The 24207-nt window shown below is 68.6% G+C and carries 26 protein-coding genes and 3 tRNA genes; 12 read left to right on the top strand and 17 right to left on the bottom strand.

Features of this window, described 5'->3' with window-relative positions:
- Positions 1-30: 30 nt before the first annotated feature.
- Together gyrA and SM116_RS01320 are read left to right on the top strand one after the other, a co-directional pair.
- On the top strand, positions 31-2643 hold the full coding sequence (gene gyrA, locus SM116_RS01325) for a DNA gyrase subunit A (protein ID WP_320942667.1): 2613 nt from the start codon (positions 31-33) through the stop codon (positions 2641-2643).
- The gene (locus SM116_RS01320; RefSeq protein ID WP_320942666.1) at positions 2640-3044 is read left to right on the top strand and encodes a DUF3566 domain-containing protein; all 405 of its coding nucleotides are present in this window, start codon (positions 2640-2642) and stop codon (positions 3042-3044) included. The genes gyrA and SM116_RS01320 overlap by 4 nt, the downstream gene beginning before the upstream one ends.
- Position 3045: 1 nt before the next feature.
- On the opposite strand, the gene SM116_RS01315 is transcribed toward SM116_RS01320, so the two are convergent.
- Complete coding sequence (locus SM116_RS01315; protein WP_320942665.1) at positions 3046-3792, bottom strand: VIT1/CCC1 transporter family protein; 747 nt, start codon at positions 3790-3792, stop codon at positions 3046-3048.
- Positions 3793-3953: 161 nt separating this feature from the next.
- On the opposite strand from SM116_RS01315, the gene SM116_RS01310 reads away from it, so the two are divergent.
- Positions 3954-4027: transfer RNA gene (locus tag SM116_RS01310), tRNA-Ile, on the top strand.
- 12 nt (positions 4028-4039) lie between these two features.
- Positions 4040-4112 (top strand) — tRNA-Ala (locus SM116_RS01305).
- A gap of 10 nt (positions 4113-4122) precedes the next feature.
- Here the strand turns inward: SM116_RS01305 and SM116_RS01300 are convergent.
- The 3 genes from SM116_RS01300 to SM116_RS01290 are packed head-to-tail and all read right to left on the bottom strand — an operon-like array spanning position 4123 to position 6095.
- On the bottom strand, positions 4123-5244 hold the full coding sequence (locus SM116_RS01300; RefSeq protein WP_320942664.1) for a M24 family metallopeptidase: 1122 nt from the start codon (positions 5242-5244) through the stop codon (positions 4123-4125).
- Positions 5245-5289: 45 nt separating this feature from the next.
- Entirely contained in the window at positions 5290-5493 is a 204-nt protein-coding gene (locus SM116_RS01295; RefSeq protein WP_320942663.1) for a DUF6186 family protein, read from the bottom strand.
- Positions 5490-6095, bottom strand: a complete 606-nt coding sequence (locus tag SM116_RS01290) for a hypothetical protein (protein WP_320942662.1) — start codon at positions 6093-6095, stop codon at positions 5490-5492. Before SM116_RS01290 ends, SM116_RS01295 begins: the two co-directional genes overlap by 4 nt.
- 68 nt (positions 6096-6163) lie before the next feature.
- On the opposite strand from SM116_RS01290, the gene SM116_RS01285 reads away from it, so the two are divergent.
- Positions 6164-6592: an NUDIX hydrolase gene (locus tag SM116_RS01285; RefSeq protein WP_320942661.1), complete on the top strand. Its 429-nt coding sequence runs from the start codon at positions 6164-6166 to the stop codon at positions 6590-6592.
- Here SM116_RS01285 and SM116_RS01280 read toward each other — a convergent pair.
- Both SM116_RS01280 and SM116_RS01275 read right to left on the bottom strand, forming a co-directional pair.
- Entirely contained in the window at positions 6586-7050 is a 465-nt protein-coding gene (locus SM116_RS01280; protein WP_320944220.1) for an aminoacyl-tRNA deacylase, read from the bottom strand. The two genes, SM116_RS01285 and SM116_RS01280, sit on opposite strands and share 7 nt — an antisense overlap.
- Positions 7051-7103: 53 nt before the next feature.
- Positions 7104-7637 (bottom strand): DNA helicase, encoded by a 534-nt coding sequence (locus SM116_RS01275; RefSeq protein ID WP_320942660.1) that lies wholly within the window; start codon positions 7635-7637, stop codon positions 7104-7106.
- 92 nt (positions 7638-7729) lie between these two features.
- Here SM116_RS01275 and SM116_RS01270 point away from each other — a divergent pair, with 92 nt between their 5' ends.
- Both SM116_RS01270 and SM116_RS01265 read left to right on the top strand, forming a co-directional pair.
- On the top strand, positions 7730-8287 hold the full coding sequence (locus SM116_RS01270; RefSeq protein ID WP_320942659.1) for a peptidylprolyl isomerase: 558 nt from the start codon (positions 7730-7732) through the stop codon (positions 8285-8287).
- A gap of 8 nt (positions 8288-8295) precedes the next feature.
- Positions 8296-9180: a rhomboid family intramembrane serine protease gene (locus tag SM116_RS01265; protein ID WP_320942658.1), complete on the top strand. Its 885-nt coding sequence runs from the start codon at positions 8296-8298 to the stop codon at positions 9178-9180.
- A 59-nt stretch (positions 9181-9239) separates the two neighbouring features.
- On the opposite strand, the gene SM116_RS01260 is transcribed toward SM116_RS01265, so the two are convergent.
- Positions 9240-9479 (bottom strand): cell division protein CrgA, encoded by a 240-nt coding sequence (locus SM116_RS01260; RefSeq protein ID WP_320942657.1) that lies wholly within the window; start codon positions 9477-9479, stop codon positions 9240-9242.
- A gap of 134 nt (positions 9480-9613) precedes the next feature.
- Between SM116_RS01260 and SM116_RS01255 the strand changes: the two genes are divergently transcribed.
- Genes SM116_RS01255 through SM116_RS01245 form a run of 3 tightly spaced genes read left to right on the top strand, consistent with a single transcriptional unit; the run spans position 9614 to position 11134 of the window.
- Positions 9614-10336 carry a class E sortase gene (locus tag SM116_RS01255; protein ID WP_320942656.1) on the top strand — a complete coding sequence of 241 codons (723 nt, stop codon included), beginning with the start codon at positions 9614-9616 and terminating at the stop codon, positions 10334-10336.
- 13 nt (positions 10337-10349) lie between these two features.
- Positions 10350-10505, top strand: a complete 156-nt coding sequence (locus SM116_RS01250; protein WP_320942655.1) for a hypothetical protein — start codon at positions 10350-10352, stop codon at positions 10503-10505.
- Complete coding sequence (locus SM116_RS01245) at positions 10502-11134, top strand: anthranilate synthase component II (protein ID WP_320942654.1); 633 nt, start codon at positions 10502-10504, stop codon at positions 11132-11134. Before SM116_RS01250 ends, SM116_RS01245 begins: the two co-directional genes overlap by 4 nt.
- A 9-nt stretch (positions 11135-11143) precedes the next feature.
- Here SM116_RS01245 and pknB read toward each other — a convergent pair whose 3' ends face one another.
- From pknB to SM116_RS01210, 7 genes are read right to left on the bottom strand one after another with little or no spacing between them, the layout of a single operon-like run.
- On the bottom strand, positions 11144-12847 hold the full coding sequence (gene pknB, locus SM116_RS01240) for a Stk1 family PASTA domain-containing Ser/Thr kinase (protein WP_320942653.1): 1704 nt from the start codon (positions 12845-12847) through the stop codon (positions 11144-11146).
- Positions 12848-12901: 54 nt separating this feature from the next.
- Positions 12902-14644, bottom strand: a complete 1743-nt coding sequence (locus tag SM116_RS01235; RefSeq protein ID WP_320942652.1) for a serine/threonine protein kinase — start codon at positions 14642-14644, stop codon at positions 12902-12904.
- Positions 14641-16101 (bottom strand): peptidoglycan D,D-transpeptidase FtsI family protein, encoded by a 1461-nt coding sequence (locus tag SM116_RS01230; RefSeq protein ID WP_320942651.1) that lies wholly within the window; start codon positions 16099-16101, stop codon positions 14641-14643. Before SM116_RS01230 ends, SM116_RS01235 begins: the two co-directional genes overlap by 4 nt.
- Before the next feature lie 58 nt (positions 16102-16159).
- Positions 16160-17635 carry an FtsW/RodA/SpoVE family cell cycle protein gene (locus SM116_RS01225; RefSeq protein ID WP_320942650.1) on the bottom strand — a complete coding sequence of 492 codons (1476 nt, stop codon included), beginning with the start codon at positions 17633-17635 and terminating at the stop codon, positions 16160-16162.
- A complete protein-coding gene (locus SM116_RS01220; protein ID WP_320942649.1) occupies positions 17632-18870 on the bottom strand; it encodes a PP2C family protein-serine/threonine phosphatase in 1239 nt (412 codons plus the stop codon). The genes SM116_RS01225 and SM116_RS01220 overlap by 4 nt, the downstream gene beginning before the upstream one ends.
- Before the next feature lie 11 nt (positions 18871-18881).
- The gene (locus SM116_RS01215; protein ID WP_320942648.1) at positions 18882-19421 is read right to left on the bottom strand and encodes an FHA domain-containing protein FhaB/FipA; all 540 of its coding nucleotides are present in this window, start codon (positions 19419-19421) and stop codon (positions 18882-18884) included.
- Positions 19418-20158: an FHA domain-containing protein gene (locus tag SM116_RS01210; RefSeq protein WP_320942647.1), complete on the bottom strand. Its 741-nt coding sequence runs from the start codon at positions 20156-20158 to the stop codon at positions 19418-19420. The genes SM116_RS01215 and SM116_RS01210 overlap by 4 nt, the downstream gene beginning before the upstream one ends.
- A gap of 232 nt (positions 20159-20390) precedes the next feature.
- Between SM116_RS01210 and SM116_RS01205 the strand changes: the two genes are divergently transcribed.
- Positions 20391-20474, top strand: a tRNA-Leu gene (locus SM116_RS01205).
- Between the two features lie 58 nt (positions 20475-20532).
- On the opposite strand, the gene SM116_RS01200 is transcribed toward SM116_RS01205, so the two are convergent.
- Both SM116_RS01200 and SM116_RS01195 read right to left on the bottom strand, forming a co-directional pair.
- Positions 20533-21018 (bottom strand): GNAT family N-acetyltransferase, encoded by a 486-nt coding sequence (locus tag SM116_RS01200; protein ID WP_320942646.1) that lies wholly within the window; start codon positions 21016-21018, stop codon positions 20533-20535.
- Between the two features lie 24 nt (positions 21019-21042).
- Entirely contained in the window at positions 21043-21687 is a 645-nt protein-coding gene (locus tag SM116_RS01195) for a GntR family transcriptional regulator (protein ID WP_320942645.1), read from the bottom strand.
- Positions 21688-21836: 149 nt separating this feature from the next.
- On the opposite strand from SM116_RS01195, the gene SM116_RS01190 reads away from it, so the two are divergent.
- A complete protein-coding gene (locus SM116_RS01190) occupies positions 21837-22043 on the top strand; it encodes a cold-shock protein (RefSeq protein WP_320942644.1) in 207 nt (68 codons plus the stop codon).
- A 61-nt stretch (positions 22044-22104) separates the two neighbouring features.
- On the opposite strand, the gene SM116_RS01185 is transcribed toward SM116_RS01190, so the two are convergent.
- Positions 22105-24177: a bifunctional lysylphosphatidylglycerol flippase/synthetase MprF gene (locus SM116_RS01185; RefSeq protein ID WP_320942643.1), complete on the bottom strand. Its 2073-nt coding sequence runs from the start codon at positions 24175-24177 to the stop codon at positions 22105-22107.
- Positions 24178-24207: the final 30 nt, after the last annotated feature.

Here is a 24207-nt window from a genome sequence, read left to right as displayed (position 1 = left end):
GGACCGATCCTTCCGAATCGACGAGAGCACATGACTGACGACACCACCCCCGAAGCCACCGCCGGCCCCGAGGAGCACAATCACGGCAGGATCGACCAGGTCGACCTGCAGCTCGAGATGCAGCGGTCGTACCTCGACTATGCGATGAGCGTCATCGTCGGGCGTGCGCTGCCCGACGTCCGCGACGGACTGAAGCCCGTCCACCGGCGCGTCATCTACACGATGTTCGACGGCGGGTATCGCCCGGACCGCGCGTTCTCCAAGTGCACGCGCGTCATCGGCGACGTGATGGGCCAGTTCCACCCGCACGGCGACAGCTCGGTGTACGACGCTCTCGTGCGCTTGGTGCAGCCGTGGTCGCTGCGCTACCCGCTCGCGCTCGGCCAGGGCAACTTCGGCTCGCCCGGCAACGACGGCGCGGCCGCCCACCGGTACACCGAGACCAAGATGTCGCCGCTCGCCATGGAGATGGTGCGCGACATCGAGGAAGAGACCGTCGACTTCCAGCCGAACTACGACGGCCGCACGCAGGAGCCTACGGTCCTGCCGTCGCGGTTCCCGAACCTCCTCGTCAACGGCTCCGTCGGCATCGCGGTCGGCATGGCGACGAACATCCCGCCGCACAACCTGCGCGAGGTCGCGGAGGGCGCGCTCTGGGCGCTCGAGCACCCGGAGGCCACGCACGAGGAGCTGCAGGAGGCGCTGATCCAGCGCATCAAGGGACCGGACTTCCCGACGGGCGCCCAGATCCTCGGGGTGAAAGGCATCCACGACGCCTATCGCACCGGCCGCGGCTCGATCACGATGCGCGCCGTCGTCAACGTCGAGGAGATCCAGGGGCGCACCAGTCTCGTCGTCACCGAACTTCCCTACCAGGTCAACCCCGACAACCTCGCGATCAAGATCGCCGAGCTCGTCAAGGACGGCAAGATCTCCGGTATCGCCGACATCCGCGACGAGACGTCCGGCCGTACCGGTCAGCGCCTCGTCATCGTGCTGAAGCGGGATGCCGTCGCCAAGGTCGTGCTGAACAACCTCTACAAGCACACCCAGCTGCAGGAGAACTTCGGCGCGAACATGCTCGCGATCGTCGACGGCGTGCCGCGCACCCTGTCGATCGACGGCTTCATCTCGCACTGGCTCGTGCATCAGGTCGAGGTCATCGTGCGCCGCACGCAGTTCCGGCTGAACAAGGCCGAGGCCGAGGCGCACATCCAGCGCGGGTACGTGAAGGCGCTCGACGCGCTCGACGAGGTGATCGCGCTCATCCGCCGCTCCCCGGACGTCGACACCGCGCGCCAGGGACTCATCGAGCTCCTCGACGTCGACCAGCTGCAGGCCGACGCCATCCTCGCCCTCCAGCTGCGTCGCCTGGCTGCCCTCGAGCGGCAGAAGATCAACGACCGTCTCGCCCAGCTCGAGATCGAGATCGCGGAGTACATCGCGATCCTCGCCGACGACGGGATGCAGCGGCAGATCATCCACGAAGAGCTGAGCGAGATCGTCGACAAGTTCGGCGACGAGCGCCGCACGCAGATCATGTTCGGCTTCGATGGCGACATGTCGGTCGAGGACCTCATCCCCGAGGAAGAGGTGGTCGTCACGGTGACCCGCGACGGCTACATCAAGCGCACGCGCAGTGACAACTACCGCTCGCAGCACCGCGGCGGCAAGGGAGTGAAGGGCGCGCAGCTGCGCGCCGACGACGTCGTCGAGCACTTCTTCGTCACGACGACCCACCACTGGCTGCTTGTCTTCACCAACAAGGGACGCGTCTACCGCACGAAGGCCTACGAGCTGCCCGAGGCGGGCCGCGACGCCAAGGGCCAGCACGTCGCGAACCTCCTGGCGCTGCAGCCGGGGGAGGACATCGCGCAGATCCTCGACATCCGCGACTACACGGTGGCGACGTACCTCGTGCTCGCCACCCGCAGCGGTCTCGTGAAGAAGACGCGGCTCACCGAGTACGACACGAACCGCCAGGGCGGGATCATCGCCATCAAGCTCCGCGGGCAGACGCCCGAGGAGGGGGACGAGGGCGAGGAGGGGCCTGACGACGAGGTCGTCAGCGCACTGCTCGTCGATGAGGGCGACGACATCCTGCTCATCAGCCGCCGGGGCATGTCGCTGCGCTTCGCGGCGACGGATTCGGCGCTGCGTCCCATGGGCCGCTCGACGTCCGGCGTGAAGGGAATGGACTTCCGCGCCGCCGACAGCCTGCTGTCGGCATCCGTCGCCCAGGACGACGGATACGTCTTCGTCGTCACCGAGGGCGGCTACGCGAAGCGCACGTCGGTCGACCAGTATCGCGTGCAGAATCGCGGTGGACTGGGCATCAAGGTCGCCAAGCTGAACGACGAAAGAGGCGATCTCGCGGGCGGCCTGATCGTCTCGGAGGACGACGAGGTCTTGGTGGTTCTTGCCAGCGGCAAGGTGGTAAGGTCTGCCGTGGCTGAGGTGCCTGCGAAGGGTCGCGACACGATGGGAGTCGTGTTCGCCAGGCCCGACGACAACGATCGCATCCTCGCCATTGCCCGGAACGGCGAGCGTGCGCTCGCGGTGGAGGAGTCGGCGGATGCCGAGTCGGAAGCGGGTGCAACGGATGCGTCCCCCGAGACCCCGGAAGTGAGTACTGAGGCATGAGCACTGTAGCTGACAAACTGGCCAGAAAATCCTCGACGAACACCAGCGCGAAGCAGGTGCGCCTGCGCCTCGTCTATGTCGACTTCTGGTCAGCCGTGAAGCTCTGCTTCCTGGCCGCTGTCGCCGTCGCCATCGCGACGATCGTCATGTTCTTTCTGATCTACCTGGTGCTGCAGGGCACGGGCCTGATCGCGAAGATGGATGACTTCTTCAAGAGCTTCTCCGACGGCAGCGTCACGCTCTCGCAGTTCGTCGGGTTGCCTCAGGTGATGGCGTTCGCCTCGATCGTCGCCATCCTGAATCTCATCGTCATCACGGTGATGGGTGCAATCGTCGCCGGCATCTACAATCTCGCGGTGAAGATCACCGGCGGGCTGCTGGTCGGCTTCACCTCGAACTGAGTCAGCTGACGCCTGCGGCGCGCAGCGCCGCAGCGACCACGCCGCTGTTGCCCAGCAGCGTGCCGATGAGCCACGTTGCGAACAGCGCGAGCGCGCCGCCGATGACCAGGCGCAGGACGGCACGAGGTGCCGACGAGCCGCCCAACCGGGCCGAGATCGTGCCCGTGAGGGCGAGCGCGATGAGAACCGCGATGAACGTCGTCGCGACGCGCCACTCGGAAGGGGGCAGCAGGATCGCCAGCAGCGGCAGGATGCCTCCGATCGTGAAGGCGATGGCGGATGCCAAGGCGGCGTGCCACGGGCTGACCAGGTCGTTCTGGTCGATGTGCAGCTCCACCTCGAGGTGGGCGGCCAGGGCGTCGTGCGCGGTGAGCTCGACGGCGACCTGCTGTGCGGTCGCATCGCTGAGTCCGCGGTCGCGGTACAGCTGGGTGAGCTCGGCGAGCTCTTGCTCGGGCATCTCCGCGAGCTCGCGGCGCTCCTTCTCGATGAGCGCCCGCTCGCTGTCGCGCTGGCTGCTCACCGAGACATACTCGCCGAGCGCCATCGAGAATGCGCCGCCGATGAGGCCTGCAAGTCCCGCGGTGAGGAGTGCTCCGGCGCTGGTGGTCGCACCCGCCACGCCGACGACGATCGATGCGACGGAGACGATGCCGTCATTCGCACCGAGGACGCCCGCGCGCAGCCAGTTCAGTCGCTGGCCGATGCCGCCGGCGTGCGGTTCGCTCGCGTGTGTCGCGTCTTCCATGGTCACAGGGGCGAGTCAACCACCGGCGCCACCCCGAGGCAACGAAGGCGAGCCTGTGCTGACTCGGCGCGGATGGGCCGACGTCACGTGCTCGATTCGTGAAATCCCGCCGACTCCGGTAAAGTCTTGCAGGTTGACGGCGAGCAGATCGCCGGAAGCACGGGGCTATAGCTCAGGCGGTTAGAGCGCTTCACTGATAATGAAGAGGTCCCAGGTTCAAGTCCTGGTAGCCCCACTCCGAAGCCCCGGGGCCTTAGCTCAGTTGGTAGAGCGCCTGCTTTGCAAGCAGGATGTCAGGAGTTCGAATCTCCTAGGCTCCACAGTTTTGAGTCAGCCCGCGGGGGTCAGGCCGTGGGGCGTCATGTTGAGGCGCTCGCATCCATCCGCCGTCACGACGACGATGTCCTCGATGCGAGCTCCCCACCGGCCGGGGAAGTAGATCCCGGGCTCGATGCTGAACGCCATACCCTCGCGCAACGGGAGCGGATTGCCCGGAGCGATGTACGGCTCCTCGTGCACCGAGACGCCGATGCCGTGGCCGGTGCGGTGGAGGAAGGCGTCCGCGAGTCCTGCCTCTGCGAGCACGTCGCGGGCGGCGGCATCCACCTGCTCCGCCGTCACGCCGGGGCGCACCGCATCCACCGCCGCCTGCTGTGCACGCACGAGGATCTCGATGCGCCCGGCAGCCTCGGCAGCCGGAGTCCCGACGACGTACGTGCGGGTGCTGTCGGAGTTGTAGCCCGACGGCACCGGGCCGCCGATGTCGACGACGACGATGTCGCCCTCCTCGATCACCCGATCCGAGACCTCATGGTGCGGATCGGCGCCGTTCGGGCCGGAGCCCACGATCACGAAGTCGGCCGTGCGGTGACCCTCCTCGACGATCGCGGCGGCGATCTCGGATGCGACGTCGCGCTCTGTCCGCCCAGGGCGCAGCATCCCCGGCACACGCCGGTGGACCGCGTCGATCGCGGCCCCCGCGCGCCGCAATTCCACTATCTCCGCCGCGTCCTTGATCATGCGACCCTCGCGAAGCACCGGCGTCGCGAGCTCCGGCCGCACGCCCAGCCGGTCGCCGATCGGGATGACATGCAGGGCCGGCAGGGCGTCGGAGACGCCGATCCGCGAGGGGGCGCTCGGCAGGGCGAACAGCACGAGCCCGTGCGGGTCGTCTCCGTCGACCCAGTCGACGACGCGGAGGTCGAGCGCCGATACTGCCGTGCCGCGAAGCTTGGCCAGCTCCATGCGGGGAACGATCACCGTCGGTTCACCGTCCGCGGGCACGACCAGCGCGGTCAGTCGTTCGATCGTGTCGCCCTCGATGCCGACGAGGTATGCCAGATCGGAGCCGGGGCCGACGATGATCGCACCGAGCCCACTCGCCCGCGTGAGCGAGCGTGCCCGCTCGAGGCGGCCGGCGTAGACGTCTGCGGCGAAGGGGAGGGTGATCACCGCTCCACGCTATTGCCGGCGCACGCTGCACGGCCACCGGGGAGCTCACACATCCACGGTCTGGCCGGCGAGGAAGTGCCAGCCGATCCACCACCACATCACGATGATCGCGATCCGCGCCGCCCGCGATGTCATGATCTGATCGAACAGCGCGGTGATGGTGGCCTCGGCATCCATCCGGTGCAGCCACCACGTCGCGACCACCAGAGCCACGGCACACGCGCCGAACATCAGTTCGCTGAAGATCATGGGTGCTTCCCTCGACGCAGCAGCCACACACCGGCGGCGAGCCAGACGATCGCGAACGCGATCTGGCCCACCGCGGTGGACAGGGCCGGGTTCGCGATGTCGCTCATCGAATCGGCGGTCTGGTGCGGGGCGATCCGCGTGGCGATGAACTCGCCGAGCTCCCATACGCATCCGGCGATGACGCAGAGCGCCCACGCGCGTGCCAGTCGGACGATCCCTTGCGGCCAGTGACGTGCCGGTTCGCGCGTTCCGGGCCAGGCCGCGGTCGCGGCGGACACGCCGATGATCACCATGGCGGCCATCATCACCGCGCTGTGCCGGGGCGCGATCGACAGAACCAGGCCGCACGCGAGAGCGGCGATCAGCATCGATCGGAGCGGCCGCGACCGGCTGCGGGCGCGATCCGGAAGCAGGCCCATCGCATCTGCCACGAGCAGCGCGACCACGAGCCCGTAGATCGCCGCATCGAACCACTGGTGCCGGATCACCTGGACGATGCCGATGGCCGCGAGGACGCCGATCCACGCGAACTCCGACCATCGTGGCCGACGCCGCCGCACGGCCTCTGCAGCGTGGTCCTCCGATGCCGGCTGCGAACTCACCCTGTGCCTCCGCCTGGACTCTACCCGCGATCGGCGGACCGAGGGCGGCCCCTGGGTATCGTGTCGTCATGGACATGCGCGTCGCCGCATACGCGGTGGTCAGACATGACGACGGCAGGCTCCTGCTCGCGCACTGGAACGAGAACGGCCGGTCCGGATGGACCATGCCGGGCGGCGGTCTCGAGGACGGTGAGGATCCGGAGGATGCGGTGCGCCGCGAGGTGCGTGAGGAGACGGGGTATCGGGTGCGCGTCGACGAGCTGCTCGGCATCCACTCGCAGGTCATCGCGGAGTCGCACCGCATCTCACCCGACGCGACAGGACCTCTCCACACGCTGCGCATCGTCTATCGCGCCACCGTGACCGGCGGTCGCCTGCGCCACGAGGTGGCGGGGTCCACCGACCGGGCTGCGTGGTTCGCCCTCGAGGATGTCGGGACGCTGCACCGCGTCCGACTGGTCGACATCGCCGTCGGCATGGCCGGCATCGACTACTGACCGAGGTCCTCCACCGGGACGGAGATGTCGGCGACGGTCGCGCCGTACGCGACGATCAGATCATCGGCGTCCACGAACACGCTGTAGCCGTGCGCGCCCGCGCCCATCGCGATGCGCCGCCCGACGATGTCGGTGTCGGCGTACACAGGCCAGTCGGTGCTGCTGCCGATGGGGGTGATCGTCCCACGCGCGTACCCGGTCGCGTCCAGCGCCCGCTGCGGGTCGGGCAGCTGCAGCTTGTTCACACCGACCACCCCCCGCAGCTTGGGCCAGGAGATGCCGCGGTCGCCTGGGATGAGCGCGAACAGGTACGTGTCGTCGGCGCGCTTGACGACGAGGGTCTTCACGATGTCGGCCGGGCGCAGACCGAGGATCTCGGCCGCCTCGGCGAGGCTGTGCGCGGCGGGCCGCTCGCGAACCTCGATCGACAGACCACGCGCCGAAGCGGCCGCCCGCACACGGGCGACCGGATCGACGGCGGACTGGTCGTCAGGCTCGGATGCGGAGGCGCTCACTCCTCGGGCGCACGCAGCGGGTCGTCTGCGACCCAGAGCTCGTCATCGGCGCGCAGCGTCTGCCAGGCGGCGTACAGCACGCCGACCGCGGCCGCGACGCCGAGGATGATCGCGATGACCCCACCCGCGCCGAGGCCCTTCTTCGGGGGCTCGACGACGGGCGTCTTCGACGCGAACTTGCGGACGACGTCGGCTCCACGGGCGACCGCCGCACCGGCACGCGTCTCGTTCGCGACGTCCCACACCTCGAGAGCGGAGCCGAGAGCTGCGCCAGCGGCCGGAACGATCCGGTCGGAGTACACGCGGCGCGAGAACTTCACGCCCTTGTCGACATACGGGGCCGCGTACTTCTCGTACTTGTCCTGCACCGTGGGCACGACCGTCTCGCGGTTGTAATGGCCGAGCTGGCGACCGGCCTCGCGGGCGACGTTCGCCGCCTCACCGACCAGCACCTGCTGCGCCTCCCACAGCTGGGTCGCCTGGCCCTGCAGCCGGCGGAGTTCCTTCTTGCGCTTGCGACTGACGCTCACGGGATGCCCTCCTGTCGATGGATGGTCTCCCTATCCTGCCAGAGCGCACCCGTACAGGGAGGGGATCTACAGAACTCTGAAAGAATGGATGCATGGTCAACCACACCGCTGTCGCCACTCTCCACACCAACCACGGCGACATCGTCGTCAACCTCTACGGGGACCACGCACCCCGCACGGTCCAGAACTTCATCGGTCTCTCCGACGGCAGCGAGGCGTGGACGAACCCCGCGACCGGCAAGCCGGGCGAGGGCCCGCTGTACCAGAACGTCATCTTCCACCGCATCATCCCGGGCTTCATGATCCAGGGCGGCGACCCGCTCGGCCAGGGCACCGGCGGTCCCGGCTACAACTTCAACGACGAGATCCACCCCGAGCTCGACTTCTCGAAGCCCTACATCCTCGCGATGGCCAACGCGGGCCTGCGTCGCAACGCCATCACGGGCGCCGTCGAGGGCACGAACGGGTCCCAGTTCTTCATCACGACAGACCCGACTCCTTGGCTGCAGGGCAAGCACACGATCTTCGGCGAGGTCGCCGATGACGCGTCGCGTCGCGTCGTCGATGAGATCAGCGGCGTTCCGACCGGCGCACAGGATCGACCGATCGAGCCTGTCGTCATCGAGTCGATCGACATCACCGAGGTCTGACACCCGCTGTGACGTCGGCCGAGTTCGCGGACAACCGCGACAACTACTGCTACCGGCATCCCGACCGGCAGAGCTTCGTGCTCTGTCAGCGGTGCCTGCGCACGATCTGTCCCGAGTGTCAGACGCAGGCGCCTGTCGGCGTGATCTGCCCGGAGTGCCTCGCCAACGGGCGCAAAGAGCAGCACGCGACGCAGGAGAAGCGGCAGTCGTCGACGAAGCGGATGCCGCGTGCCCGCACGAGCACGCTGCGGGCGTTCGACAGCCGACCGCTCGCGACGTACTGGCTCATCGGGATCACCGCCGTGGTGTTCTTCGCGCAGCAGCTCGTGCCGGCGCTGCAGACCCAGCTGGTGTTCTACGCGCCCTACCTCTATCCCTCGCTCACCGGCCACTTCGAGCCGTGGCGACCGATCACGATGATGTTCGTCCACTCGGGCTGGATCCACGTCGGCCTCAACATGCTGACGCTGTGGATGATCGGACGCATCCTCGAGCCGCTCATCGGTCACGGACGTTTCGTGGCGGCATATCTCATCAGCGGCCTCGGCGGGGCGGTGGGCGTCGCCCTGCTGTCGTTCGACACGCCCGTCGTGGGCGCATCGGGCGCGATCTTCGGACTGTTCGGCGCACTCCTCGTGATCGGCCGCCACATCGGCGCGGACGTCGCCGGCATCGCGGTGGTGATCGCGATCAACCTGGTGATCGGCTTCCTGCCCGGCACGTCGGTCGCCTGGCAGGCGCACGTGGGCGGGCTGATCACCGGCGCGGCCGTGGGACTCGTCCTCGCCCGCACGCGGGCCCTCCGTCAGCGGCGGCTGCAGATCGTTCTGCTCGGCACGATCGTCGCGGCGCTGCTGGTGCTGCTCGTCGTCCCGGTGTTCATCTACGGATAGTTATCCACAGGTTCATCCCCAGCTGGGGATGAATCACACCGGTGTAATTCGTGTCGTCGTCAGCGCCAGCGCGTCGTCATCAGGAAGCCCACGAACGCGATGCCGAAGCCGATGACGAGATTCCACGCGCCGATGCCGGGGATGGGGTACTGCTGGGCGGACAGGTAGAAGACCAGCACCCACACCAGACCGACGAGCATCAGCCCGATCATGATGGGCTTGAACCACACCGGGTTCGGCGCTGCGTCTGCGTCGCTCCGTTCGGTGAGCTGATCGTCACCCTTGCCTGATCGTGCCATGCCCATATTGTAGGCGGATCGTCGGTGGCCTCTTAATCGTGCCCACATAGACTCGTGATGTGTCAGAGGTTCCCGGGTCCCGGACAGCGGAGCCGCTGGGTGACGAACGACGTTCTCGACGTCCTCGTCACCGGGTGAGCGTGCTCGGCGTGCTCGGAGAGCTGCTGATCACGCTCGGCGTCGTGGCGCTGCTCTTCGTCGCCTGGCAGCTGTGGATCGGGGACTGGATCATCGCCGCCGAGCGCGACGCGGTCGGCAACTCCCTGTCGCAGGATTGGGCGGCATCCGCGTCTCCCTCGCCCTCGCCGTCTGCGAGCGCAGAGGCCGACACCACCCGACCCGCGGTGACCGTGGACCCCGTGGTCATGGCGCAGCCCGGTGACGGTCAGGTGTTCGCCGTCATGCACATTCCGCGATTCGGTTCGGACTACGCCGTGCGCATGGCCGGCGGCGTCACGCGCCCGAAGACCCTCGATCCGATCGGCATCGGGCACTACCCGGGCACGGCGATGCCGGGCGAGACCGGCAACATGGCGGTCGCCGCACATCGCACGACGTTCGGCAAGCCCTTCAACCTCATCGCGACGCTGCACGTCGGCGACGCCATCGTGATGGAGACCCCGCAGGGGTGGTACACGTATCGGTTCCGTACGCTGGAGTACGTGAAGCCTGATGCCGTCGAGGTGCTGCTGCCGGTGCCGCAGCAGGTCGGGGTCGCGGCGGACGGCAAGTACCTCACGATGACCAGCTGCAGCCCGATGTACTCCAAGTCCGAGCGGATCGTGGCCTACAGCACGTTCGAGTCGTTCACCCCGCGCTCGGCGGGGGCGCCCGCATCCCTCGATCCGGTGTCGTGAGGACGGTCGAACGATGTACGCAGCCCTCTGGCGCATCCTTCCCGGCCCGTGGTGGGTGCGGGTCGTCATCCTGCTCGCCCTGGCGGCTGCGGTTCTGTACGCGCTGTTCTGGTTCGTCTTCCCGTGGGTGAGCACGATCGTCGACCCGCAGGACGCCACGGTCTCGTGAGCCGCATCCTCGTGGTGGACAACCACGACAGCTTCGTCTTCACCCTCGTCGACTACCTCCGCGAGCTGGGCGCCGACGTCGATCTCGTCGAGGCCGACGAGATCGCGATGGATGCGGCGTCCCCGACGATCCGCGGACACCACGGCGTGCTCGTCTCGCCGGGCCCGGGCACGCCCGGCGACGCCGGGGCATCCATCCCGGTCGTGAAGGCGGCTGCGGCCGACGGCATCCCTCTGCTCGGCGTATGCCTCGGCCACCAGGCGATCGCCGAGGCGTACGGCGGGCACGTCGACCATGCGCCGGAGCTCATGCACGGGATGACATCCACCGTGCACCACGACGGGGACCCTCTGTTCGCGGGCCTGCCCGATCCGTTCATCGCGGGCCGGTATCACTCCCTGGCGATCGTGCCGGAGAGCGTCCCGGACGAGCTCGTCGTCACCGCGCGCACGGACGCGGGGGTCATCATGGGTGTTCGCCACCGCTCGGCGCCCGTGCAGGGCGTGCAGTTCCACCCCGAGAGCGTCCTCACCGAGGGCGGCTACCGGCTGCTGGGCAACTGGCTCGAGCAGACCGGGGCGGCAGGAGCTGCCGCGCGGGGCGCGCGGTTGGCACCCCATCGGCTCTGAGCCGGGCGGTCAGCCGCTGCAGACGGTGAGCGTGATCGTCGAGTGGATCGGCGCCTTGCCCGGTGCGATGGACTGCGTGCTGACCGTTCCCTTCGCCGAACACGACGGATCATCAGCCGTGTTCACCGTGAGGCCGAGGTCCTCCAGCTGACGGGTCGCAGCATCCACCGTGTAGCCGGTCACATCCACGATGACGACCTGTCCGGAGGCGACGATCAGATTGACGACCGTCCCGGTCGGAACCTTCGTGCCCGATTGCTGATCGGTGGACAGCACGGTTCCCGCGGCCTGGTTGGGGTCGTCCTGTGGCGTCTCGGTGCCGACCTGGAGCCCTGCGTCGGCGATGGCCTGCTCGGCACCCGCCTGCGGCAGTCCGACGAGCGTCGGGACCGTGGAGGTCTGCGGCCCCTTCGAGACGTAGATCTCGACCTTCTGCCCCTTGACGACGGCCGTGTTCGCACCCGGATCCGTGCGGATGACGTTGCCCTGCGCCACGGTCGAGCTGGGCTCGTCGATGCGCACCGCGATGAGGTCCTGCTTGCCGAGGATCGCGCTCGCCTTGGCGTAGGTCATCGAGGTGACGTCCGGCACGACGTTGGCGCTCGTCGGCGCGCCGCCCGGCGCGCGCAGAGTGACGACCCAGAAGAGCAGGGAGATCAGCAGCACGGCGATGAGGGCGACTCCGGCCCAGATCCACGCCACAGGGGGAGCGGACTGCGTCCGCGTCATCGTCGTGTCGGTGCTCAGTTGCCGCAGCGAACGTGCGGTATCGGCAGCGTTCCTCGTGCTCGGGCCGTACAGCTCGTTGGTCAGCGTGTCGACCTGGCGCTGGGACGGCCCCGCGCCGTAGACCGACGCATCGAGTGCCGAGCGGAAGGCCGCTGCATCCGGATACCGCTGAAATGGGTCCTTGGCGAGAGCGCGCAGCACGACCGCATCGAGTGACCGCGGGATGCTGGGCACCAGCTCGCTCGGCGCCACCGGCGCCTCGCTGACATGCTGGTAGGCGACCGCGACCGGCGATTCGCCGCGGAACGGCTGGCGCCCGGTGAGGAGTTCGAACAGCACCACACCGGCCGAGTAGAGGTCGGCGCGGGCGTCGACGGACTCGCCCTTGGCCTGCTCGGGGGAGAAGTACGCCGCCGTGCCGAGGATCGTGGTGGTCTCCGCGACCGTGGACGACGAGTCGGACACCGCGCGGGCGATGCCGAAGTCCATGACCTTCACCTGACCGGCCGTCGTGATCATGACGTTGCCCGGCTTGATGTCGCGGTGGACCACTCCCGCCCGGTGCGAATACTCGAGGGCCTCGAGAATGCCGTCCATGAAGCGGATCGAGTCCTGGATGCCGACCGGCCCCTCGGCGATGAGGTCCTTCAGGAGGGTGCCCTCCACGAGCTCCATGACGATGTAGGGGACCGGGAGCCGCGTGCCGTCGGGGCCCTCTTCGGTGTCCTCACCGGCGTCGAAGACGCGGACGATCGTCGGGTGCGCCATGCGGGACGCGGCTTGGGCCTCGAGCCGGAAGCGCGTGCGGAACGCCGCATCCATCGCCAGATCACGGTGAAGGAGCTTGATCGCGACATCGCGGCCGAGCGTCAGATCGTATCCGCGGTAGACGCTCGCCATACCGCCACGGCCGATCGGCTCGTCGACGCGATAGCGCCCGGAAAGCACGCGAGGATCGGCCGACACTTCACTCCCTGAGTTCATCGTCAGCCTAACCGAGGTGCCCTCACGGACCTCCGACCCCTGCTCCGCCATGGATCAGGGAGTCGGGGTGGGGAGCGGAGTCGCAGGCGGGGGAGCGGTGATGGATGCCTGCACCGTCGGCGAGCTGCCCGACTCGCGCTGGCCGGCGGACCCGCTGCACAGCGCGAGGTAGCTGGCCGTCACGGTGCCGCCGGGCTGGTTGGCGACCGTCATCTGAGCCGTGCGGGTGCCCGGGTCGAAGTTCGACGTCTGCGTGCCGTTGGGCAGAGTGCCGCCCGTGACGTTGAGCGTGTAGCCGCTGAGGGCGCCGGTGCCGCTCGGGCATGTGAATGCGGCCCAGTTCACCGTCACGGTAGATCCTGCGACGACCGTCGCGACCGCCTGCCCGTTCTGCGTCAGCTGGGGAGCCGACGACGGACCCTTGATGTCGGGAAGCTGCCCGTAGCACGTGATCGTGATCGACGACCCCTTGTCGGCATTGCCGCCGGACGGGTTGGTCGAGGCCACGGTTCCCTGCTGATCGCTCGTCGACGGGGTCGCCGCCTTCGGATCGAGCGTCGGCACGAGGCCCGCGCTGCTCGCCGCGGTCATGGCGGAGTCGCACTTCTGCCCCACGAGGCCGAGCGAGGCGACGTCGACGGTCGTCGGGGTGTTGCTCGGAGTCGGCGACGGCGGAGCCGACGTGTGGGTCTTCGAAGTGATCGGCGCCGCGGCGTTGCCGTTGTTGGCGAGCAGCGCCCAGAGCGTGCCGATGAGGACGATGAGCAGCAGGGCGATGAGCGCGATGAGCGGCCAGGTCCAGGGGCTGCGCTTCTTCTTCTCCGTCGACTCCTCGACGGCCACGGCGTCGGCTGCAGGCATCAGCTGGGTGGCGGTGCCCGTGTTCTGGGCGCCGAGCAGCTGCGTGAACCCGTCCGCCGCAGCCAGGCCGGCGACGCCGAGGGCGATGGCGGGGACGACAGCAGCCGCGGCGGCGACGTCACCGCGGCGCAGGGCTGTCGCCGCGCGCGCCACATCGGACGCGGTGGCCGGACGCTCGTCGGGCTTCTTCGCGATCATGGCCATCACGAAGTTCTGCACCGGCTGCGACACCGTGGGCGGCAGCGGCGGGGGCTGTTCGTTGATCTGGGCCATCGCGATCGCGACCTGCGACTCGCCGGTGAACGGGCGCTTGCCCGCGAGGGACTCGTAGGCCACGATGCCGAGCGAGTAGATGTCGGTGGCGGGGGATGCCGGGTGCCCCGACGCCTGCTCGGGCGAGAGGTACTGCACGGTGCCCATCACCTGGCCGGTCGCCGTGAGTGGGACCTGGTCGGCGATGCGGGCGATGCCGAAGTCGGTGATCTTGACGCGGCCATCGGGCGTGATCAGCAGGTTGCCCGGCTTGATGTCGCGGTGCACCAGGCCCGCAGCGTGCGCGGCCTGCAGGGCCGCCGCCGTCTGGGCGACGATGTCCAGCGTCTTGTCGGTGGACAGGGAGCCCTCGCGCTCGAGGATGGTGGATAGCGCCTCACCGGGCACGAGCTCCATGACCAGGAAGGCGCTTCCGTTCTCCTCGCCGTAATCGAAGACACTGGCGATGCCCTCGTGGTTGACGAGCGCGGCGTGACGGGCCTCGGCGCGGAAGCGCTCGAGGAAGCCCGGGTCGCCCATGTACTCGTCCTTGAGGATCTTGATGGCGACGGTGCGGCCGATGACGTGGTCGGTAGCCTCCCACACCTCGCCCATGCCGCCGATCGCGATCCGAGTCTCGAGCTCGTAGCGCCCGCCGAAGGTCACTCCCTGCGTCGGTCTCATCTGCCCAGCACCGCCTCCATGACCTTCTTCGCGATCGGCGCGGCGATGGTGTTGCCGCTGCCTGACTGCCCCTTGCCGCCACCGTTCTCGACAACGACGGCAACGGCGACCTGCGGGTTCTCGGCGGGTGCGAATCCGGTGAACCAGAGTGTGTACGGCTTGTCCGGTCCGTTCTCTGCCGTGCCCGTCTTACCGCCCACGTCGACCCCGTCTATTCTTGCATTCGTCGCAATGCCGTCACTGACATTCGCGACCATCATCTGGACCATCTGCGCGTCGAGACTCGCGTCCAGCGCCCTGCCGAATTGCGTGCTCCCGAACGTCTGCTGCACGGACAGATCGGGGTTGATCACACGGTCGACCATGCGCGGATTCATCACGACGCCGCCGTTCGCGATCCCCGCGGACACCATCGCCATCTGCAGCGGCGAAGCCAGCACCTTGCCCTGGCCGAAGCCGCTCAGTGCGGTCTGTGCGTCGTCCTGGATGGAGCGCGGGTAGGTCGACGGCGTCGAGGCGAGCGGGATGTCGAAGCTCTTGTTGAAGCCGTACTTCTCCGCCTCCGCGCGGATCGTCTCGTCGCCCAGTTGGACGGCGAGCTCCGCCATCGGGATGTTGCAGCTGAGGCGCAGCGCGTCGGCGATGGTCACCGTGTCGCCCGGTCCGCACGTGCCGCCGGTGTCGTTGTGCACGACGGCTGTCGACTGCGGGAGCTGATACGCGGCGAGGTTCGGCAGGGTCGACTGCGGGGTGTACTTGCCGGTCGCGAGGGCCGCGGATGCGGTGACGAGCTTGAACGTCGATCCGGGCGGGTTGAGGTTGCCGCCGATCGCGCGGTTGTAGAGGGGATGCGTCGGGTCGGCGTCCAGCGCGTCGTACGCGGCATTGACGGCCTTCGTGTCGTGCGATGCGAGGGTGTTCGCGTCGTACGTCGGACTCGTCACCATCGCGAGGACGCGGCCGGTCTTCGGTTCGATCGCGATCACCGCGCCCTGGAGGTTGCCGAGGGCGTCGAAGGCGGCCTTCTGCACCGTCGCATCCAGCGACAGCTCGACGTTCGCCCCACGCGGTGGCTGGCCTGTGAGGATCTGCTCGATGCGCGCGATGAACAGCGACCCGGCGGTGCCGCCGAGGGCGCCGTTCATCGCCTTCTCGATGCCCGACGCGGACCCGAGTGCGGGGTTGAACCAGCCCGTCACGGGAGCCCACATCTTTCCGTCGGAGTACACCCGTTGCCACACGTAGACGTCTTTCGACGGCACGGACGAGGCGATCGCCGAGCCGCTCGCGATGATCGAGCCGCGCTGCACCTGGTAGGCGTCGTAGCGCGCCCGGGTGTTGTGGGTGTTCTGGGCCAGCGCATCCGCCTGCACGACCTGGATGATCGTCGTCGACGCGAACAGGGCGAGGAACATGAAGAGGATGACGATGCTCAGCCGTCGCAGCTCTTTCGTCATCGGACCGCCCCCTTCGGGCGATGGGTGCGCCGGCGCGCACCCGGACGCGTACCGTGTGTCATCCGATCACCACCCGCGGGCGGTTGCGGACCGCATCCGAGATCCGCAGCAGCAACGCCACGATGATCCAGTTCGCCACCAGCGACGACCCGCCCGCCGCCAGGAACGGTGTCGTGAGACCCGTGAGCGGGATGATGCGCGTCACACCGCCGACCATGATGAAGACCTGCAGGGCGATCGTGAACGAGAGGCCGGTCGCGAGCAGCTTGCCGAAGTCGTCCTGTCCGGCCAGTCCGATGCGGATGCCGCGGCTCGCGAACACCATGTAGAGGCACAGGAGCGCGAAGACGCCGATGAGGCCGATCTCCTCGCCGAGGCTCGCGAAGATGTAGTCGCTCTGCGACAGGGGCGTGATGTACGGCCGGCCCTGACCCAGACCGGTGCCGATCAGGCCGCCCTGCGCGAGTCCGAAGATCCCCTGCACGAGCTGGTAGCTGCCGCCGGTGGCGTTGATGACCGCGGGATCGAAGGCGTTGAGCCAGTTCTCGAAGCGGCCGCCGACGTACGGCAGGATCCGAGACGCCAGGAACGCGCCGCCCGCGGCGAGCAGCACACCGAGGACGACCCAGCTCGTCTTGCCGGTCGCGACGTAGAGCATCGCGACGAACATGCCGAAGATGAGCAGACCGGTGCCGAGATCGCGCTGCAGCACGATGATGCCGAGTGAGACCGCCCAGACCACGAGGATCGGGCCGAGCTCGCGGGCGCGGGGCCACGTGAGGCCGAGGAAGCGCGTGCCGGTGGACGTGAGGCTCTCCCGCGTGCGCACGAGATACCCGGCGAAGAAGATGCCCAGGGCGATCTTCGCAAGCTCGCCCGGCTGGAACGAGAAGAATCCGAGTCGGACCCACACGTCGGCGTTCGCCTTCGCGCCGAGACCCGGCACGATCGGGAGCAGGAGCAGGAAGACTCCGGCGAACCCCGCGATGTACGTGTACCGGAAGAGCACGCGGTAGTTCCGCAGCAGCAGCACCACCGCGATCGCTCCGACGAGGGCGATGCCGGCCCACGCCAGCTGACGAGTCGAGTAGGCGGCCCAGCCGTGCACGTGCACGGCGACGTCGATGCGGTAGATCTCGGCGAGCCCGATGCCCGTCAGGAGCGTGGCGATCGGCACGACGAAGGGGTCGGCATCCCTCGCCCGCAGCCTGAGCACGATGTGCAGGGCGACGACGAGCGCGGTCAGGCCGCCCAGATAGATGAGGAACTTCGGGTCCAGCCGGCCCGCTGCGCCGAGCTGGACGAGCGCGATGGCGGCGCCGTTGATGACGAACGCGAAGACGAGCAGACCGAGCTCCCGGTTGCGGCGCGTCTGCGGAACGCGGATCTTCTTCAGGGCGCGCAGGACCGCGGTGTCGGTCGCGGGCCCGGCATCGTCGCTCGGCTGCGGCGTCGTGCGCGGCGGCTCCGTTGTGCGCGGCGGCTCGGTCGTGGCGTCCGGTCGTACAGGGCCGGTGGCGGCGGCATCCGTCATTGTCCACCCCCTGAGACCGACTCGAGCCGCGCCACGATCTCCTCGGCCTCGGCGAGGGACGACGCGGGGATGGTGGCCTCCACGGTGGCGCGGTTGAAGTCCGACAGCGAGTCCAGGGCGAGCCCGGTGTCCTCGTACGGGGAGGACAGGGAGATCGGTCCGATGTCCTGCTGGATGCCGCGGAAGATCACCACGGTGTCGTCGTCAGCGCCTACGAAGTAGCGCGTCTGCGTCCACTGGTAGGCGGCGAAGAGGCCGGCGGCGAACGCGGCCAGGACGACGAGGAGGCCGACGATCCACCCGATGCGGCGTCGTCGTGCGCGACGCTTGTCCTCCTCGATGAGCTCCTCGAGGAACTCCGGCGCGGGCTCGAAGTGCGTGGGCTCGTTGGCGGCCACCCGTGCGGCGTGCAGCCATCCCGCCCGCCCCGCGCGCGCGGCCGGCACCTCGACGCCGCGCGGGTTGGAGGCCGAGCCGACGATGGTCGGGGTTCCCGAGAAGACGGGATGCGCGCCGCCTACGTCGACGATGACGATCGTGACGTTGTCGGGCGCCCCCGCGTCGAGGGCCTGCTTGAGCAGCAGGTCCGCGGTGCGGCCGGGGGCGAGCCCGAGCCCGAGCGCCTTCGAGCTGTGTGCGTCGTCGACGACGCCGGAGAGGCCGTCCGAGCACAGCAGCCAGCGGTCGCCCGGCTGGGTCGGCATGATGAACGTGTCGATCTCGGGATCGGGATCCTGGTCTCCGAGAACGCGCATGAGAACCGAGCGGCGCGGGTGGTAGCGCGCCTCCTCCACGGTGATGCGGCCGGAGTCGACGAGGCGCTGCACGAAGGTGTGGTCGGTCGTGATCTGCGTGAGCGCGCCGTCGCGGAACAGATAGATGCGCGAGTCGCCGATGTGCGCGATCACGGCGTAGTCGTCGACCATGATCAACGCGCTCACGGTGGTGCCCATGCCGGCGAGCTCGGGACGGGCCCGCACGGTCGAGATGAGGTCCTGCGCAGCATCTGTCACCGCGCTCTGCAGCGCGCGCTCCGCCTCGGAGGTCGTGGTGAACGCGCGGTCGAGGTCCTCCAGACGAGTGACCGCGAGGCTGGATGCGACGTCGCCGCCCGCGTGACCGCCCATGCCGTCCGCGACGACGAACAGATTGGATCCGGCATAGCCGGAGTCCTGGTTGTTCGACCGCACCTTGCCGGTGTGGGAGAGCGCGGCGCTCGATCCTTCGAAGACCATGGGCGTCCGGGCTACTTCCGCAGCTCGAACGTCGTGGCGCCTACCTTGATCGGTGCGCCGACCTTCACCGGCACCGGCGATGCCACACGCTGACCGTCGTGCCATGTGCCGTTGGTGGAGTCGAGGTCCTGGATCATCCACTGCTCGCCCCACAGGACGAGTCGCGCGTGATGGCTGGACGTGTAGTCGTCGCGGATGACGAGGCCCGACTCGCTGGAGCGGCCGATGGTCAGCGGCTCGCGGCCGAGAGGAAGCTCGAGGCCGGCTTTCGGGCCGCTCGTGATGACGATGCGGGACACGGACGACAGGGTGGCGGGCGCACCGTTGCCGGAGGACGCGGGCTTGGGCGCGACGGGCGCGGGAGCGGTCGGGGATGCCGCGCCCGGCACCGCGCTCGCGACCGGGGCCGGCGCGGGTGCCGGTGTGTCGGGCATGCGGCGCACCTTCACGCCGAAGAGATCGGCGCGCAGGGAGTAGACGACCGCGAACACGAAGAACCACATCAGGACGAGGAACCCGACGCGCAGCAGCAGGAGGGTCAGCTCGCTCACGAGAAGGCGCTTCCGCTGCGGTGGTCGTATGCATGCGTGTAGTCGGCCGGCGGCGGAGGCGGAACGGGCGGTGCGGCCTGGGCCACGACCCGGAAGACGATGTCGGTGTGCCCGATGGTGATCGTCGAGTCCGGCGGGAGCGCGGCCTCCACGATGCGGTGGCCGTCGAGACTCGTGCCGTTGGTGGAGTTCATGTCGCGCACCATCGCGCGCTCGCCGTCCCACAGGATCTCGACGTGCTTGCGGCTGGTGCCGGCATCCGCCACCGTGATGTCCGCGTCGCTGCCCCGGCCGATCACGGTCCGGGATTTGACGAGGGGATGCCGCTTGCCGGCGATGTCGACGACGGCCCGCCACGAGACCCTGCCCTGGGCGGTCTTCGACTCGACGCTCAAGGTGCCCGTCGTGAGCTGCTCGTCGCGGACGAGCGTGATCGTGACCGGGCCCGCGAACGAGTATCCCTGCGCCTTCGCGTGCGCCTCGACCAGGTCGTGCAGCTCGTCGATGAGGGCGTTGCCGAGCGTGGCCATGCGCTCGCTGTCGGACGACGACAGCCGGACCGTGAAGGTGTTGGGCGCCAGGATGCGGTCGCGCGTCACCACAGCGGCCTTCTTGTCGAGTTCGCTGCGCAGAGCCGAGGCGATCTCGACAGGCTGAATGCCGCTGCGGAAGGTCTTCGCGAACGCGCCGTTCACGGCGCGCTCGAGACCTTTCTCGAAGCTGTCCAGTAGTCCCACACGACTCCTCGGGTCGATCCGGTGGCTACATGCTAGTTGTACAGCCTGGGGAGGCCGTGAACGAGATCGGCGTGCACGACGCAGCAGCGGACTTCTGCGTTTCTGCGGACGGATGCGATCAGCACATCCGCTCGTGTGGGGAACTCCGCTGGTGTGCGCTCGAGCGGATTCGGGGAGCGCGCACCGACGTGATACCCTCGTGAAGTTGAGTCCGTGGGCGACCACGACTCGCGCGCGAGTGGCGGAATAGGCAGACGCGCTGGCTTCAGGTGCCAGTGCCCGAAAGGGCGTGGGGGTTCAACTCCCCCCTCGCGCACCGAACGACGGAAGGGGTCCCGAAAGGGGCCCCTTCCGTCGTCTTCGCCCTCGCCCGATCACTCCAGGGCGGGGAGCAGGCTGTAGACGCGCTCCTCGACCTCGCGGCCGACGCCCGGGGCGAACGACATCATGCGCGACACCTCGGTGAATCCGACCCTCTCCAGGACGGCGATCGAGCGGACGTTGTGCGAGGCGACCCGTGCGAACAGCGGCCGGGTGGGCTCCCGCGACACGAGCAGCCGCAGGGCCTCCGTGGCGACACCGCGCCCGCGCGCGTGGGCGGTGATCCAGTACGTGACTTCGCGGTCGCCGTCGGTCGTGAACGCCCCCGCCGTGCCGGCGAACCCGCCGTTCTCGGTGACCACGAACAGGGCGTTCTCGCGGTTGGCGCGCTGCCGTGCGATCCACGCGTCGAAGGCGGCGCGGTCATCCGGATCCGTCGCCGTGAACGCCGCCTCCTGGACGGCCTCCCGGTCGCGCATCATCTCGAAGATGGCGTCGAGGTCGTCGTCGTCGAGGTCGCGCAGCTCGATGTGCCCCATGGCCCCAACCTACCGGGGGCTCCGTCAGGCGTAGCCGTGCCGCTTGCGGATGAGCGCCTCCGCGGCCGCGCCGTCGCGGGAGGCGACGGCATCCCTCAAGGCGAGGTATTCGACCCGACGCTGGTCGGGGCACTCGCCGTACGGACGCCAGCCGACGGTGTTGCGCCGCATCGCGTAGTCCGCCTCCTCCTGGACCCGCAGCAGCACCCGGTTGCCGCTCGACACGGTGAGGTAGCGGAAGAAGGTCGCGTTGGCGCGGACGAGCCGGATGTGCTCGTCGGCATCCGACGCCTCGATGATGTCGTCCAGCATCGCGAGGGCCGTCTCGAGCTGCTCGTCGGTGATGCGGGGAAGCGCGATGCTGAGCGTATTGCCCATCATGTAGACCATGAACTCCCGTGACGACTCGTAGAGGCCCTGATCGGGAACGGAGACCCGGGTCCACCGGTTGGCGGAGACCTCGACGAGTCCGATCCGCTGCAGACGCTGGAGGGCCTCGCGCACGGGCGTCCGCGACACTCCGAGGCTCTCGGCGAGATCGAGGTCTCGCAGAGTCGAGCCGGGTTCGAGGCGACCGTCCAGGATGGCCTCCGCGATCACCGAGTACACGTCGTCGCGAAGAGTCGCACCCTGCGGTTCGAGACGGGGAAGCGCAGCGTCGGTGCTCATGGGCGCCCCAATACTAGGGCTCGGGGTGACATTTCATGCAACTTTTACGTCACCTTCCGTTTTCGCTCCTGTACAACGGCCCGGAATTCGTTAGCGTTGTCGGCAAAGCCGGTGCACTCGCGCCGGGGAGTGCAGGAGAACGGCAGTACATGAGCACGCAGGGCACCGTCAAGTGGTTCAACTCGGAGAAGGGCTTCGGCTTCATCGCGCCGGATGACGGCGGAGCAGACGTCTTCGCCCACTACACGGCCATCGAGGCCAGCGGTTATCGCAGCCTGGAGGAGAACCAGCGCGTCGAATTCGACGTCGCGCAGGGTCCGAAGGGTCTGCAGGCGGAGAACATCCGTCCGATCTGACATCGGAGACCGAAGGGACCGGATGCCGCGGCATCCGGTCCCTTTCCGTTCGCCCCGGCTTCTAGTCGCGACGCACGAGGTCGAGACCCGCGCCCGCGAACTGGCGCAGTGTGGCGTCGGGCAGGAATGCGCGGGTGAGGCCGGTCGCGATGCGGGCGAGATCGCCCTCCTCGCGGTAGAGGAGATACATCCGCTCGTAGCGCGGGTGGAACTTCTGCTTGAACCGGTGCAGCGCCTGGAATCCGTAGACCGGCTCGAGGGCGGCGGCGAGTCGATCGGTGAGGTCGCCGATGATGCCGGGATCCGACGGTCCCTCGTGCGTGAGGGGCGCGCCGGACAGTGATGCGACCAAGGCGCCCTCGTCGCGGAACGCGCGGACCGAGGCGCCGAGCAGGAATTCCATGACGGTCGGGAAGCCGCCCTCGCGCCGGCGCATGAGGTCGAGCGTCCATCCGATCACATGACCGCCCGGACCGTAGCGCGGGAGCCAGGAGAGGAAGCCCTCCACATCGCCGTTCTCGGAGACGGCGAGGGCGAGTCGAACCTCGGGGTCGGCCGCCTCGTCGAGGGTGCCGAGGGTGAACGACATCTCCGGCAGGCCGCGGTCGCCGACCCACATCTCCGAGATCGCCCGCAACTGCTGCTGCACGCCCCACGGCTCGTCGCGCAGATGCGTCAGCCGGAATCGCACGCCCTCGCGCTCCGCGCGGTTGAACGCGGTGCGGACGTTGTTCCACCGCTTGCCGGTGAACTCGAGCCCCGGGAGATCGACGATGGTGTCGTCGGCGACGATGAGGCTGCGCCACCCCGCCGGGACCGCGGCCTTGGTGGGCGCAGTAGCGCTGAAGAAGCACGGGATGAGGGCTTCGTGCTCGACCGTCTCGATGAACTCCCGGGTCGATCGGGCGATTCCGGATGCCGGTCCGATCGGGTCGCCGAGGGCGATCGCGACGCCCGACCTGCGCTGGTAGGCGACGATCCCGTCGGAGGTGCGCAGGTAGCTGTTGTCGTCCCACGTCGCCATCCACGACAGGGTGCCGCCGCCGTGGGCGCGGATCTCGGCCTTGACGTCCTCGACGGTGGGAGCCGGATGCTGCCCGAGCTTCGAGGAGCGGCGCACCTGGAACGCTCCCCGCACGAAGATCAGGTAGACGAAGGCGACGATCCAGAGAACGCCGGTCGCGAGCGACACCGCAGGATCGCCGCGAAGGAGGATGTGCATCTCGGGCAGACCCTCGAGCCCGATCAGCAGGATGAGCAGGGCCATGCTGAGGATGTTGACGATCGACAGGATGATGGCGACGATCCATGCCCAGCGGCGCCCCCGCCGCAGGCCGTTCGCCGCGAAGCCGATCACCACGATGTCGGTCAGGATGTCGACGGCCGAGCCCGAGACCGGGGCGGTGGAGCCGAACAGTCCGTCCGTCGGCACGATCAGCACGATGATCTCGATGACGCCGAGGGTGACGAGCCCCAGGAACGCGAGCAGCCGCTGCTCTCGGACGGTCGTGCGCCGCAGGCGCAGGCTGCGGTCGACCACGAGGACGAGCAGCACGCCGAGGAGGTGCTCGAGGTCGAGAACGTTGCCCCAGAAGAGCATCGCGACGAAGAGGAACGCCAGAAGGAACGACCACGCGCGCACCCGCCACGGCGCGTGGAAGAGACCGATCGCGGCGGCGACGCAGGCCAGCACGCCTCCGCCGGGCCCGACATCCACCACCGTCGCCTGTTCGCGCGCCCACTCCCAGCCCGTGAAGCTGCTGAAGAACCACAGGATGAGCGCGGCGGCGAAGATCGCGAAGAGCTGGCCGATCCAGAAGTAGGCGAGGGCGACGCGCCAGCCGCGGTGGTACTCGAGGTACGCCATCCCGGTGAAGCCGAGGAACACCAGCATGTAGATCCAGGGCCACGCGATGAGGAACGTGCCGGTGAACGGGGTCCAGAAGCGCCCGGCTTCGAACGCCGGAAGACCGTAGGCGAACGTCTCCCACATCGGGCTGTGCCGGAAGGGATGCCACAGCCCCCGCGAGACGATCCCGATGATGAGGATCGCCGCGACCATCCCGAGGGTCGCGGGGATTCGTCGAATCACGGCGAGGGCGCGATTCGACGTCGGCATCACGGCATCCGTCACGGCAGAAGCCTATTGAAGGCGGTCTGGTTA

It is taken from the genome of Microbacterium rhizosphaerae (genome assembly GCF_034120055.1).
GTDB lineage: Bacteria > Actinomycetota > Actinomycetes > Actinomycetales > Microbacteriaceae > Microbacterium > Microbacterium rhizosphaerae.
Note: the sequence above shows the minus strand (reverse complement) of the source record. Positions and strands in the feature narration are given on the sequence as shown.